Here is a 13702-nt window from a genome sequence, read left to right as displayed (position 1 = left end):
AAGCACCATGGAGTGTTGCGATGAGTTCTGCTGAACCGGTTACAGGATTGATACTTTCCGGCGGCGGGGCTCGGGCGGCGTATCAGGTGGGTGTGCTGGCGGCGATTGCCGAGTTGCTGCCGGTGGGGGCGGCGAATCCGTTCCCGGTGATCGTCGGCACCTCGGCCGGTGCGATCAACGCGGTCAGCCTGGCCAGTGGGGCAACGGATTTTCGTGGTGCGATTCAGCGTCTGACCGCCTTCTGGCAAGGTTTCCGCAGCCATCTGGTGTTGCGCAGCGACTGGCCGGGGGTGATCCACCAAGCTGCCCGCTTTGTCAGTCACAATCTGATGGGTATTGGCGCTCCGGTGCCAGTGGCCCTGCTCAACAGCTCGCCGCTGCGCGGTTTGCTCAACGACAAACTGCACATGTCCGGAATTGCCGATGCCATCGCGCAAAAGCAACTGAAGGCAGTGGCGGTCACGGCGTTTGGCTATGAGTCCGGTCAGGCCGTCACGTTTTATCAGGGCGGCGGCACCATCGAGTCCTGGTTGCGTCATCGGCGGATCGGTGTGCCGACTCAATTGAGCGTCGAACACTTACTGGCCAGTTCGGCGATTCCGTTGCTATTTGCGCCGGTGAAAATCGGTGAAGAATATTTCGGCGATGGTGCGGTGCGTCAATCGGCACCGATCAGCCCGGCCTTGCATCTGGGCGCCAGCCGGGTGCTGGTGGTGGGCGTCAGCGGCAACCCGCGAGGAGTCGACCCGCAACAGCCGCTGCAACGTGCCTACACGGGTCAGCAGCCGACGCTGGCGCAAGTCGGCGGGCACTTGCTCAACAGTACGTTCATTGACAGCCTGGAAAGCGACATCGAGTTGTTGCAGCGTCTGAATCAGTTCAGCCATCTGCTGCCCGACGGCGCGCCGAGTCGTGCATTGGGGGCGGCGCCAGTGGAGGTGTTGGTGATTTCGCCGAGTCAGCCGATCGATGAGATCGCGGCGCGGCATCGGCAGGAGTTGCCGGCGGCCTTGCGTCTGTTTTTACGCGGGCCGGGGGCGACCAAAACCAGCGGGGCGGGTGTGCTGAGTTATCTGCTGTTCGAGTCGGGGTATTGCAGCGAGTTGATCGATTTGGGTCGGCGCGATGCGCTGGCCAAGCGGGATGAGTTGTGCCGGTTTCTGGGGTTGGTGGAGCCTGCGGTTCCGGCTTGAGATTGGCGGCGTGGCTGTTCGCGGGCAAGCCTCGCTCCTGCAGATTTGAGTCGTTCACATAACCGGTGAACGACACAAAACCTGTAGGAGCGTGGCTTGCCCGCGATGCTTTTTACGATCAGAAGTGGAACTTCACCAGCAAGCTCGTGTTGCTTTGATCGGTCTTGAAGGCCTGGCTGTCCTTGATCCCGTACTTGTCTGACCAGTAGTCGTACTCGACGCCGACGTACAGCTGCTTCTCGCCAATGTTCAGGGCTTTGCCCAAGTCATATTTGATCTGCGGGTTGAAGTGCAGGTTGGCGTGGTAGGTGCCTTTGCTGTTCTGGTCATTGTCGACCACCCAGTCCATGAAACCATCGATCAGGATGTTCGAATCGCCCACGGGAATGGTGTAGGCCCAGACCGGGGTGATCTGCCAGACGTTGTCACCCGGGCGGCTGCCCTCGGTGTGACGCTGGTAGAAGTTCAGCTGGAAGTAGTCGAACCCGGGAATCGCCAGGTCGAAACCCGGACCGATCAGGTAAGACTCGGTATCGCCTTCACCGAACTCGTACGTCATGGCCAGCAGCACGTCCTTGACCGGCCCGAACTCCAGTTTCTGGTCGAAGATCTTGCCAAACGACAAGCGCGGGCTGATTTCGCCGTAATAGGTGTTGGAGCCGACGCTGCTGTCATCCTTGCCGTTGTAGAAAATCTTGTCGACGAACAGGAAGTTGTCCCCGTATTTCCAGGCATCGGCGTGCTCGAAGGTGACGGTTTGCTGAATGCGCGGGTTGACCTGGAAGTCCTTGCCATAGAGGTAGGTCAGGCTGTTGTTCTGCCATTGCAGCAAGTCGCCGGCCATTGCCTGGCCCCCGGCCAACAAGGTTCCCGCGAGCATCAGGCTGGTGCACGTACGTTTCATTCGGTTGCTCCCAAAAAGTAGGTGGTTCCACGTTATTTTTCTAAGGTCGGCGCTCTGGTGTGGCGCCTTTTCTTGCTGCTGTAAAAAGTCATCCATTCGGTCAGCTTTGGTGCTGATAGCAAGAGCTGAGCCAAGGCTTTCAAAAAACCAGAAAATGCCCGTTCGGCTGTTCGAAAACAGTCGATTGAGCGTCATTTCGCAATGCCTTGGTACTGTCCGGAGCCGGGGTAAGTTGGCTTTTTGGTCAGGAATTAAATCCACGCTTTTTTTTAGTGCGGATTTGGGCGGGCGCGGAGAATACTGACTCCCGCGCCACGGCTCAAGTGCCCCGCAACAGAGCACCGGCGACAGGTTTGGGGCACGGTTGGGGGTCAGCCCGATGCCGCTGAACGACAGGCTTGTCTGGGTACGAATCATCTGTTGCTCTCTCTTGTTTTTATTGTTTGAGGCGCAGGCAGCCACCCTGTGGGAGCGAGCCGGCTCACTCCCACAGGGGTTGTGTTTTTACTGTGTCAATGCGGGTGGGCGTGGCAGTCGTTGATGGCTGCGTCATACATCAGCAGAACGTGTTGCTGACTGACCAGAATCAGTTGCAGAAGGGGTAAGCGCTGAATGGCGGGTGCGTCGGGGATGCGGGCTTCGGATAGCTCGGACATGCAACACCTCGGATCTTTTTTATTCTTGTGATTTACAGCTGCAGTGCTGCTGGCAGCTGTTTTCTAATCAGGTGGGCCGCGTTGCGGCCAATCGAAGGCAAGCCAGCTCCCACACAGGCAATACAAACCCTGTGGGAGCGGGCTTGCCCGCGATGCTTTTGCTACTTAATTGGTCGGCGCTCCCTGAACAATCCACGCACCGATCAGGTCACGCTCCTGCTGGGTCATCTGGGTGATGTTGCCCAATGGCATGATCTGGCTGGCGACGGCCTGGGCCTGAATGCGCGGTGCCTGGAGCTTGATCTGTTCAGGCGTATCGAACATCACCCCGGCCGGCGCCGCGCTGAACAGCGGGCTGGTCGGTTTGGCCGAATGGCACACGGCGCAACGTTCCTGAATCACGCTGTGAACCTTGTCGAACGACGGCCCCTGACTGGATGCCTGAGCCGGTTCAGCGGCCGGTGCTGCTTTCGCCGCTTCAGGTTTGGCACCACCACCAAGGGCGGTTTCCGGCAATGGCTGGTACTCGATGGTGCCTGGCGCCTTGGCCACTTCAGGGGCGGTCGACATCGGCGCTGGCCCGGTCACGTATGCCAGACAAATCATGCCCACCGCCGCCACCGGCAGGGTCCAGGCAAATTTGTGGCTGTCATGACGGGTGTTGAAGTAGTGACGCACCAACACCGCCAGCACCGCGATCCCGGCCAGGATCAGCCAGTTGTATTGGCTGCCGTAGGTGCTCGGGAAGTGGTTGCTGATCATGATGAACAGCACCGGCAAGGTGAAGTAGTTGTTGTGCCGCGAACGCAGCAAGCCTTTGGCCGGCAGCGCCGGGTCGGGCGTGCGGTTCTCGGCAATCGCCGCCACCAACGCGCGTTGGGCCGGCATGATGATGCGGAACACGTTGCCGACCATGATGGTGCCGATGATCGCGCCGACGTGCAGGTATGCACCACGACCGCTGAACACTTTGCTGAAGCCGTAAGCGGCGCCGATGATCAGCACGAACAGGATGGCGCCGAGCAGGGCAGGGCGTTTGCCCAGGGCCGAGTCGCAGAGGAAGGAGTAGATGAACCAGCCGATGAACAGCGAGCCCAGACCAATGGCCACGCCTTCAGGGCCGCTCAAGGTGCTGCCCGGTGCCAGCAGGTACAGCGTCGGGTTGGAGTAGAACACCACGCACAGCAGCGCGACCCCCGACAGCCAGGTGAAGTAGGCTTCCCATTTGAACCAGTGCAGGTTGTCCGGCATGGTCGGTGGGGCCAGTTTGTATTTTTCCAGGTGGTAGATACCGCCGCCATGGATCGCCCACAAATCGCCCGCCAGCCCGTTTTTCGGGTTGACCCGGTTTAGGTTGTTTTCCAGCCAGACGAAATAGAACGACGCGCCGATCCAGGCCACGCCAGTGATCATGTGAACCCAGCGCACGCTCAGGTTCAGCCATTCCAACAGATGTGCTTCCACAGTCTTTACCTCTCGCCCGTCACTCTGTTGTCGAGTGATCGGACTCTTCTCTTATTGGTGGGGGGCGAGGATCAAACGCTCATCCTCTTTGAAAAAATGCTCATCGCAGTTATTGCCTGTGCCACTGCGATCAACCACCAGGAAGTCATCCCGCTTTTCGATCGTCAGCACCGGGTGGTGCCAGACGCCGCGATGGTAATTAATGCCCTGCCTGCCGTTGGTGACGAAGGCGCGGACCAAGCCTGATACAGGTTCATCGCCAAGTGGCGCGACCACGATCAGAAAGGGGTTGCCGAGCAGAGGAATGAAAGCCTGGCTGCCCAGCGGATGACGCTCCAGCATGCAGACGGTCAGTGGCATGTCCTGCGCGTCGGCGCGGAAGATGCTGATGATCGCCTTGTCCTCTGGCGTGGCGGTTTCGACCACAGCCAGTTTGTGAAAGCGCATGGTCGAACCGTTGTTGATCATGAAGTGATCGCTACCGTCGGTTTCGATCACGTCACCGAAAGGGGCGAAGGCTTCTTTGGTCAGCGGTTCAATCGTCAATGTGCGCATGCTGGTCTTCTTACCTTGAATTCGTTGTTGTCTGTTCTATTGCTATCGCGAGCAGGCTCGCTCCCACAGGTTTTGTGTACACCACAATCCAATGTGGGAGCGAGCCTGCTCGCGATTGGCCTCACCGCTTATTTAGCGACCTTGCCCAATACCCGCAGGCGGCTCACGCCCCCATCCGGGAACACGTTCAGGCGGATGTGGGTGATCGGGCCCAGTGCCTTGATCTGCTCGGCGAAGGTGTGTTCGGCGTGCATTTCCAGCTTCTGGCTTGGCAACAGTTCGCGCCAGAACAGCGATTGGGTTTCGATCTGGCTGTCGGTGCCGCCTTTCACAAATGCGCCCTGGATCGAACAGGTATCCGGGTAGTTGCCCTTGAAGTGCAGGGTGTCGACGATGACTTTTTCGATCTCGCCGGCATGACCCAGCGCCACGATCACCCAGTCATTGCCTGGCGTACGACGACGTGCGGTTTCCCAGCCGTCGCCCATGTTGATGCCACGGCCCGGGTTGAGGATGTTGCTCATGCGGCCGAAGTGTTCGTCGGAGCAGGCGAGGGCGCGGCCACCGTTCAGGGCTGCTGCCAGGTCAACTTGCTCGTTGTCGCCAACCGCCGACCAGTCGCGGAACGGAATGCCGTACACGCGCAGACGGGCCACGCCGCCATCCGGGTAGATGTTGAAACGCAAATGGCTGAACGCCTGGTCGTTATTGATTTCGTGGTAGTGGTGGCTGTTGCCTTGCAACTCGACGGCCGACAGCACTTCAGTCCACTGGGTGTTTTCGTCGGGCTCGCCCGAGGCCAGGAAGCAGGCTTCCAGGGAGGCCGACGGCGGGTAGTTGCCGGTGAAGAATGAAGTGTCGATGTCCACGCCTTTGATCGAGCCTGGCACGCCCAGACGGATCACCGCGCTGTCGTAGCCTTCGAAGCGCTTGCGGCGCGACTCCCAGCCGTCCATCCACTTGCCGTTGTCATCGAACACGCCCTCCTTCCACACGGCCGGGGTCGGTTGAAACAGACGGTTGGCGTCGGCGAACCAGTCATCGGTGACCGAGATGATTTTGGTGCCCAGGCGGGCGTCGGCCAGGTTGACGAACTTCTCGAAAGGTACGGCGTAAGCTTTCATTCTTCTTGTCTGCCTTTAAATAAGTTGGCTTGGGATGCTTGCAGTGCCCTGGGTGTCTTCGCGTTTTAAACACTCGGGCAAGGCTCGCTATAGGGTCAGTAATCGGAACAACGCGATCTTGTTGATCTGCGCCAGCGCGCATTTGAATTCGGTGTCGACCGAGTTGTGAATGCGCGTTTCGAACGCTGCGAGGATCTGATGCCGGTTGCTGCCTTTTACCGCCATGATGAAGGGAAACTTGAACTTGGCTTTGTAGGCGTCGTTCAGCTCGGTGAAGCGTTCAAACTCATCGATCGAGCATTGGTGAATACCGGCACCAGCCTGTTCATTCGTGCTGGCTTCGGTCAGTTGGCCCTGGACGGCGGCTTTGCCGGCCAGGTCCGGGTGCGCGTTGATCAGGGCCAGTTGGCTTTCATGATCGGCGCGGAGCAGGATGTCGCTCATGCGCTGGTGCAGGGTTTCGATCTCGTCGATCGAAGCGTCCTGGCCCAGGTCGAAGGCCTTTTCGGCCACCCATGGCGAGTGTTCGTAGATGTCGGCGAAGGCGGCGACAAACGCGTCGCGGCTCAAGGTCGAAGGCTTCAGGGTTTGGAAGCGGCTCATTTCGCAGCCCCTTGATACGGGTGGGTTTCGTGCCAGTGGCGAGCGATGTCGACGCGGCGGCTGAACCACACCTGTTCATGACTTTTAGCGTATTCGATAAAGCGTTTGAGCGAGGCCAGGCGCGCCGGACGGCCGATCAGCCGGCAATGCAGGCCGATCGACAACATCTTCGGTGCTTGCGCACCTTCGGCATACAGCACGTCGAAGGCGTCTTTGAGGTACTCGAAAAAGTCGTCGCCCTTGTTGAAGCCCTGGACCTGGGTGAAGCGCATGTCGTTGGTGTCCAGCGTGTAGGGGATCACCAGGTGCGGCTTGCCGGTCGGGTTGTTCGGTTCCCAGTAGGGCAGGTCGTCGTCATAGGTGTCGCAGTCGTAGAGGAAACCGCCTTCTTCCATCACCAGCCGACGGGTGTTCGGGCCAGTGCGGCCGGTGTACCAGCCCAGTGGGCGCTCGCCGGTGATTTCGGTGAGGATGCGGATCGCTTCGAGCATGTGCTCGCGTTCCTGCGCTTCGTCCATGTACTGGTAGTCGATCCAGCGATAGCCGTGGCTGCAGATTTCGTGGCCGGCCTCGACCATGGCACGGATCACCTCCGGGTGGCGCTGGGCGGCCATGGCCACGGCGAAGATCGTCAGCGGGATGTCGAATTCCTTGAACAGTTTCAGAACCCGCCAGACGCCGGCACGGCTGCCATACTCGTAAAGGGATTCCATGCTCATGTTGCGCTCGCCTTGCAGCGGCTGCGCCGAAACCATTTCCGAGAGGAAGGCTTCGGACTCTTTATCGCCGTGCAGGATATTGCGCTCGCCACCTTCCTCGTAGTTGAGCACGAAGGACAGCGCGATGCGGGCATTGCCCGGCCAGTGTGGGTGAGGAGGGTTACTGCCGTAACCGATCAGGTCGCGTGGGTAGTCAGCGCTCACTGCAGTCTTCCTTCTTGTTCGTGTCGACTTATTCAAAGTCAGGGTTTGCGTGGCGGCCTGGCGATGAAAGGGCAGGCTGGCGTCACAGCGATGGAGTGATTGTATACAACTTTATATTCACTTTGTAAGCCTGATTTTTTACCTTTTTCACGGGCTGCCCTCTTTGGAGGGTACTGCAAGAAACCTGCCTGACTGGTCAGCTAATGGATAAGAGGTCCTTTGATCTTATGGTTTGGCGTTCGATTCGCTGGCAAACCCTGCATGACGGTGGTGAGGGTAAAAATGTCGTTTTTATTGTGTACAATTTTTTTGAAAAGTGTCTTAATCAGTCGCTCGCCGCAGCTTTTCGTGTTCCGAAACGGTGCGGTCTCCTTTTCAACTGACTTCGGGAGGCGCGAGGTCTGACTGCATCCACGCAGGCAGGCGCGCAGAATCAATGGGACGTTTGACTACACACGTTTTGGACGCTGCACACGGTTGCCCGGGCAGCTCGATCAAGGTCGAGTTGTACCGCGTTGAAGGTTCGCAGCTGGAATGGGTCGCCACTGCGATTACCAACAGCGACGGTCGTGTCGATGCACCGCTGCTGCAAGGCGATGACTATCGGTCCGGGGTCTATCAGCTTCAGTTTCATGCGGGTGATTACTACCGCACCCGTGGCGTTCAGCTGCCTGAGCCTGCGTTCCTGGATGTGGTGGTGCTGCGTTTCGGCATTTCTGCGGAGCAGGATCATTACCATGTGCCGTTGCTGATTTCGCCGTATAGCTATTCGACCTACAGAGGAAGCTAGGACTTTCCCCCCAAGAATCCTGCGCATATAGCTTCTTTGGTCTTTCGCCCGCTCACACTGCGGGCTTTTTTTTGCCTGTGGAAAAGTGAAAAGATCGCAGCCTCGTTTCACTCGACAGCTCCTACAGGGGATCGCGGTTTCCTGTAGGAGCTGTCGAGTGAAACGAGGCTGCGATCTTTTGATCTTGCTTTGCTAACGGCTCAACAACGACGCCGCACCGGCGCCACTGAACAACCCGGCACTCACCCGATTAAACCAGCTCTGCCCCTTGCCGCTACGCAGATACCGCGCCGCGCCATGGGCACCGAGGCCATAAGCCACCTTGCACAACAGATCCAGCACGGTCCAGGTGGCAATCATCACCAGCAACTGCGGCAGGAAGGGTTGCTCGGCGCTCAGGAACTGCGGCAGGAAAGCGGCGAAGAACAAAATGTCTTTCGGATTACTCGCGCCGAGCATGAACGCGCGCCCGAACAGTGCACGAAAGCGCGGCACCGGCGCAGCCTGGGGCACTTCGGAGCCTTGGGATGGCTGACGCGATTGCTGCCAGCTCTGCCAGGCGAGGTAGAACAGGTACAGCGCGCCGACGACTTTCAGGGCGCTGAACAGCTGTTCCGACGCCAGCAACAATGCCCCCAGACCCAAAGCCGAAGCACTGAGCAGGCAGATCGACGCAATCACGCCGCCCAGAAATGCCGGGTAAGAACGACGCAAACCGTAATTCAGACTGTTGCTGATCATCAGCAAAGACAGCGGCCCCGGGATCAGGATCACCACCAGCGCAGCGCCGCTGAACAGCAGCCAGGTTTCCAGACTCATCACTTTCCTCCATTTGCACAAAAGCCTCACCCGACGGGGTGAGGCTGTTTTGAAACGCGTACCGCGTGACGCTTACAAGAAGATGAACTTGGCGATGAAGATCGCGCAGAGCACCCACAGGCTGACGGAAATTTCCTTGTGCTTACCGGTACAGGCTTTCAGTACCACGTAAGTGATAAAGCCCAGCGCGATACCGTCGGCGACCGAGAAGGTCAGCGGCATCATGATCGCGGTGACGATCGCCGGAATGCTGTCGGTCGCTTCGTCCCATTCGATATGCGCCATGCCGCCCATCATCAGCATTGCCACATAAATCAGCGCACCGGCGGTTGCATAAGCGGGGATCATGCCAGCCAGCGGTGCGAAAAACATCGCGGCAATAAATAGCACACCTACGGTCACGGCGGTAAGACCAGTCCGACCACCAGCGGCTACGCCAGCGGCACTTTCCACGTAACTGGTGACTGGCGGCACACCGACCATCGCGCCGAAAACACTGGAGGCGCTGTCGGCCTTCATGGCTTTGGAAAGGTTCTCGATCTTGCCGTCAGGCTTCACCAGATTGGCGCGCTGGGCGACGCCCATGAGGGTGCCGGCGGTGTCGAACATGTGCACGAAGAGGAAGGCCAGCACCACGCTGATCATGCTGACGTTGAACACGCCGGCGATGTTCATGGCCATCCAGGTGGGGGCCAGGCTCGGTGGCGCCGACATGATGCCCTCGTAATGCACCAGGCCCAGACCCCAACCGGCCAGGGTCACGGTGATGATACTGATGAGAATCGCGCCGAACACTTTGTGATAGCTGAGCACGGCGATCATCAGGAAGCAGATGGCCGCCAGCAGCGGGCCAGGCTCGCGCAGGGAGCCAAGCTTGATCAGAGTGGCCGGGCTGTCAACGACGATGCCCGCGGTTTTCAAACCGATCAGCCCCAGAAACAGGCCCACCCCGGCGCCCATGGCATAGCGCAAACCCACTGGAATGCTGTTGAGCAGCCATTCGCGGATCCGGGAAAAGGTCAGGAACATGAACAGCACACCGGAAACGAACACCGCACCGAGGGCGGTTTCCCAGTTGTAGCCCATGGTGCCGACCACGGTGTAGGTGAAGAACGCGTTCAGGCCCATGCCCGGCGCCAGACCCACTGGCCAGTTGGCGTACAGGCCCATCAGCAGGCAACCCAGCGCGGCGGCGATGCAGGTGGCGACGAATGCCGCCCCGTGATCGATGCCGGCATCGGCCATGATGTTCGGGTTGACGAAGATGATGTAAGCCATGGTGATGAAGGTTGTCAGACCGGCGATCAGCTCGGTCTTCACCGTGGTGCCGTGCAAGCTGAGTTTGAAGATGCGCTCCAGCCAGCCATTGCGTAATGGCGGCGAGAGTTCCAGCGTCGAGGCTTCGGATTTGCGGCTTTCCACAGCGAGTACTCCTCAAGAGTTTTATTGTTATTTCCAGGGCCGGACCCATGAGGGTGGCAGCGACCCTTTGAGGTACTTGCGAATTTGTTGACTTGTTGGTCAAGAACTCGCACGAAGCGAATTATGCTTTTGTATACAAATAATGCAAATAATGTTTTTGGTTTTGTAGACGAAAAGTTTGGCAATAGGGATATATCGCCAGGAAGGATGCCTTCGCAGGCAAGCCACGCTCCTACAGGTTATGTGTACGACTGTAGGAGCGAGGCTTGCCCGCGAAGACGGATATGAGTCGATCACATCTTCTGCTGGTTCTCCCCCAGCGCCAGATTCACCGCCAGCCACCCATTCACCGCCGTCTCCCCAGCCTCGGCAAACACCCGCTCCAGCAATTTCACCTGCTCGCGCCGCAGTGACTGCTCGAACCGCGCGCCATCATCGGTCAGTTCCAGCAGCCGCTTACGCTTGTCAGTTTCGGACGCGACACTGTTTACCAATTGCATTTCCACCAACTGGCGCAGTGGAATGTTCAGCGCCTGCTTGCTCACACCCAGCAACGCCAGCAACTCCTTGACGCTGAGGGCGGGGTAGCGGGCAATGAAAAACACGATGCGTTGATGCACCCGACTCAAGCCGCGACGCTCGAGCATTTCATCGGCTTTTGCGGTGAAGGCCTGGTAGCCAAAGAAAAATGCTTCCATGGCTTGTTGCTGGGTGCTGGAATTTTTAAGGTCAAGCATGTTGACGTATCCGCTCGCTCTGTCGTAATTTCGGTCAACCAGTTTGACTCATTTTCCTCAGGCCTCGCTACCGGTGACCCCCATGGCATTTTCCGAACGTGTCTCGCGCCTTAAAAGTTCTTTGATCCGTGAAATCCTCGCCGCTGCCCAGCGACCGGAAGTGATGTCGTTCGCGGGTGGCTTGCCGGCCGAAGCCATGCTGCCGAAAGTCGAGTGGGCGGGCATGCCGGCGGCCATGGGGCAATACGGCATGAGCGAAGGCGAGCCGGCACTGCGTGAGGCGTTGGCCGCCGAGGCCCGGGCATTGGGTGTGCCGTGCGAGGCGAGTCAGGTACTGGTGGTCAGCGGTTCCCAGCAAACCCTTGATCTGGCGGCCAAGCTCTACATCGACAAAGGCACCGAGATCCTGCTTGAAGCACCGACCTACCTGGCGGCATTGCAGATTTTTCAGCTGTTCGGCGCGGACTGCATCACCGTCCCGCTGGAAGCCGACGGGCCGAATCTGGCGCAACTGCGCAGCCGTCTGGAAAAACACCGGCCTGCGTTCATCTACCTGATCCCGACGTTTCAGAACCCGTCGGCGGTGCGTTACAGCGAAGCCAGGCGCGATGCGGTGGCGGCGTTGCTCGACGAGTTTGGCGTGACCCTGATCGAAGATGAACCCTACCGCGAACTGACCTTCGACGGCGGCAGTGCCACGCCGATCGTCAGTCGTTTGAACAAAGCCAGCTGGATCTACACCGGTACCGTGTCGAAAACCCTGCTGCCGGGCCTTCGGGTCGGTTACCTGATCGCCAGTCCGGACCTGTTCCCACACTTGCTGCGGCTCAAGCAATCGGCCGATCTGCATACCAACCGCCTCGGGCAGTGGCAAGCGCTGCAATGGATCGGCACCGAGAAATACCAGCAGCATCTGAGTGAACTAAGGGACTTCTACCGGGTTCGTCGAGATGCATTCCAGTCGGCACTGGAAAAGCATTTTGGCGACCTGGCGCAGTGGAACGTGCCGCAGGGTGGGTTGTTTTTCTGGCTGACGCTCAAGCAGCCGCTGGATACCCGCACGTTGCTCAAGGCTGCGCTGGCGGCGGATGTGGCGTTCATGCCGGGCGAACCGTTTTTTCCTGAGCCGGACAATAACCCCGGCCATCTGCGGCTGAACTTCAGCCATATCGACCCGGCGCGTCTGGACGAAGGGCTCAAGCGTTTGGCGGCGGTGGTGCGTCAGGCACAGGCGGCAGAAGCGGCCTGAGGGGAGGGCGTAAACAAATAAACCGGCCTATGGGCCGGTTTATTTTTGTCTGGGATTTGTAGTGTTTGTGCCGACGCCTTCGCGGGCAAGCCTCGCTCCTACAGGTTTAGGATGTGCCCATCATTTGACACGACACAAAACCCGTAGGAGCGAGGCTTGCCCGCGAAGAGGCCATCAGCAGCACCACAAAACCATCAGGTCGCAGCAAACCGCTTATCCAGATAATCAATGATCACCTTGGACTCATACATCCAGGTGGTCTGGCCATTCTCTTCGATGCGCAGGCACGGCACCTTGATCTTGCCACCTTGCTCCAGCAGCGCCTGGCGATCCTGTTCGCTGTTCTTCGCGTCGCGCAATGCCACTGGAACGTTCAGGCGACGCAGGGTGCGACGGGTTTTTACGCAGAACGGGCAGGCGTGGAACTGATACAGGGTCAGGTCCTTGGCGGCCGCTTCGACCTGGGCCTGAGCGGCGGCGGGGCGCTGCTTCTTGCCTGGACGAGTGATGAAGTCGATGAAGATGATCAGTTGGCCGAGGCCGACACGAAGTGCTTTTACGAACACGGTATTAAGCCTCACAGGGGCAAACAGAAGGCGCGCAGCTTACCTGATTTTTCACAGGCGAAAAAAAACCGGCGATCAGTGCCGGTTTTCTTCGTGCTGCGAGTTACTTGATCAGGCTGAGAAACTCGCTGCGGGTGGCTGCGTTTTCGCGGAACTCGCCGAGCATCACCGAGGTGATCATCGTCGAATTCTGTTTCTCCACACCGCGCATCATCATGCACATGTGCTTGGCCTCAATCACCACCGCCACGCCCAGGGCGCCGGTGACTTGCTGAACCGCATCGGCGATCTGGCGGCTGAGGTTTTCCTGAATCTGCAGGCGGCGGGCGTACATGTCGACGATCCGCGCGACTTTCGACAGCCCCAGGACCTTGCCGCTCGGAATGTAGGCAACATGAGCCTTGCCGATGAACGGCAGCAGGTGGTGCTCGCACAACGAGTAAAGCTCGATGTCCTTGACCAGCACCATTTCGCTGTTGTCGGAGCTGAACAAGGCACCGTTGGTGACCTCTTCCAGCGTCTGTTCATAACCGCGGCAGAGGTACTGCATGGCTTTGGCGGCACGTTTTGGCGTGTCGAGCAGGCCCTCGCGGGAGACGTCCTCGCCCAATTGGCCGAGAATCGCGGTGTAATTCTGTTCCAGGGACATGAAACTACCTGTGGGATTTTACGCAAAGGGCAAGGGTACGGTGGCGGA

15 protein-coding genes are annotated in these 13702 nt (G+C 58.9%); 3 read left to right on the top strand and 12 right to left on the bottom strand.

Annotation, left to right across the window (positions count from 1 at the left end; genetic code table 11):
- The first annotated feature begins 20 nt into the window (after positions 1-20).
- Entirely contained in the window at positions 21-1193 is a 1173-nt protein-coding gene (locus tag KGB14_RS15320; RefSeq protein WP_223487636.1) for a patatin-like phospholipase family protein, read from the top strand.
- Positions 1194-1311: 118 nt separating this feature from the next.
- Here the strand turns inward: KGB14_RS15320 and KGB14_RS15315 are convergent, their stop codons facing one another.
- From KGB14_RS15315 to puuE, 7 genes are all read right to left on the bottom strand, one after another.
- Complete coding sequence (locus tag KGB14_RS15315) at positions 1312-2097, bottom strand: outer membrane protein OmpK (protein ID WP_223487635.1); 786 nt, start codon at positions 2095-2097, stop codon at positions 1312-1314.
- A 512-nt stretch (positions 2098-2609) separates the two neighbouring features.
- The gene (locus KGB14_RS15310; RefSeq protein WP_223487837.1) at positions 2610-2753 is read right to left on the bottom strand and encodes a hypothetical protein; all 144 of its coding nucleotides are present in this window, start codon (positions 2751-2753) and stop codon (positions 2610-2612) included.
- Positions 2754-2918: 165 nt separating this feature from the next.
- Complete coding sequence (locus tag KGB14_RS15305) at positions 2919-4217, bottom strand: urate hydroxylase PuuD (protein ID WP_223487634.1); 1299 nt, start codon at positions 4215-4217, stop codon at positions 2919-2921.
- A 51-nt stretch (positions 4218-4268) separates the two neighbouring features.
- Positions 4269-4772: an ureidoglycolate lyase gene (locus KGB14_RS15300; protein WP_052963640.1), complete on the bottom strand. Its 504-nt coding sequence runs from the start codon at positions 4770-4772 to the stop codon at positions 4269-4271.
- 128 nt (positions 4773-4900) lie between these two features.
- Entirely contained in the window at positions 4901-5896 is a 996-nt protein-coding gene (alc, locus tag KGB14_RS15295) for an allantoicase (RefSeq protein ID WP_007898829.1), read from the bottom strand.
- Between the two features lie 87 nt (positions 5897-5983).
- Complete coding sequence (gene uraD / locus KGB14_RS15290) at positions 5984-6499, bottom strand: 2-oxo-4-hydroxy-4-carboxy-5-ureidoimidazoline decarboxylase (RefSeq protein ID WP_223487633.1); 516 nt, start codon at positions 6497-6499, stop codon at positions 5984-5986.
- Positions 6496-7422: an allantoinase PuuE gene (puuE, locus tag KGB14_RS15285; protein WP_223487632.1), complete on the bottom strand. Its 927-nt coding sequence runs from the start codon at positions 7420-7422 to the stop codon at positions 6496-6498. The genes uraD and puuE overlap by 4 nt, the downstream gene beginning before the upstream one ends.
- A gap of 436 nt (positions 7423-7858) precedes the next feature.
- Here puuE and uraH point away from each other — a divergent pair, with 436 nt between their 5' ends.
- Positions 7859-8212: a hydroxyisourate hydrolase gene (uraH, locus tag KGB14_RS15280; protein WP_263294630.1), complete on the top strand. Its 354-nt coding sequence runs from the start codon at positions 7859-7861 to the stop codon at positions 8210-8212.
- Positions 8213-8404: 192 nt separating this feature from the next.
- Here uraH and KGB14_RS15275 read toward each other — a convergent pair whose 3' ends face one another.
- From KGB14_RS15275 to KGB14_RS15265, 3 genes are all read right to left on the bottom strand, one after another.
- A complete protein-coding gene (locus tag KGB14_RS15275) occupies positions 8405-9031 on the bottom strand; it encodes a LysE family translocator (RefSeq protein ID WP_223487631.1) in 627 nt (208 codons plus the stop codon).
- Between the two features lie 72 nt (positions 9032-9103).
- Positions 9104-10453 carry an NCS2 family permease gene (locus tag KGB14_RS15270; RefSeq protein ID WP_411740786.1) on the bottom strand — a complete coding sequence of 450 codons (1350 nt, stop codon included), beginning with the start codon at positions 10451-10453 and terminating at the stop codon, positions 9104-9106.
- Between the two features lie 293 nt (positions 10454-10746).
- Positions 10747-11190, bottom strand: coding sequence for a MarR family winged helix-turn-helix transcriptional regulator (locus KGB14_RS15265; protein WP_223487630.1), 444 nt, complete (start codon positions 11188-11190; stop codon positions 10747-10749).
- 82 nt (positions 11191-11272) lie between these two features.
- Between KGB14_RS15265 and KGB14_RS15260 the strand changes: the two genes are divergently transcribed.
- On the top strand, positions 11273-12439 hold the full coding sequence (locus tag KGB14_RS15260) for a PLP-dependent aminotransferase family protein (RefSeq protein WP_223487629.1): 1167 nt from the start codon (positions 11273-11275) through the stop codon (positions 12437-12439).
- 194 nt (positions 12440-12633) lie between these two features.
- Here KGB14_RS15260 and KGB14_RS15255 read toward each other — a convergent pair whose 3' ends face one another.
- On the bottom strand, positions 12634-13005 hold the full coding sequence (locus tag KGB14_RS15255; protein WP_223487628.1) for a glutathione S-transferase N-terminal domain-containing protein: 372 nt from the start codon (positions 13003-13005) through the stop codon (positions 12634-12636).
- Positions 13006-13108: 103 nt separating this feature from the next.
- The gene (gene folE, locus KGB14_RS15250) at positions 13109-13654 is read right to left on the bottom strand and encodes a GTP cyclohydrolase I FolE (protein WP_007988130.1); all 546 of its coding nucleotides are present in this window, start codon (positions 13652-13654) and stop codon (positions 13109-13111) included.
- Between the last annotated feature and the right edge of the window lie 48 nt (positions 13655-13702).

This window comes from Pseudomonas sp. A-RE-19, from assembly GCF_019956555.1.
Taxonomy (GTDB): Bacteria; Pseudomonadota; Gammaproteobacteria; order Pseudomonadales; family Pseudomonadaceae; genus Aquipseudomonas.
This window is presented reverse-complemented; position numbering and strand designations above follow the sequence as displayed.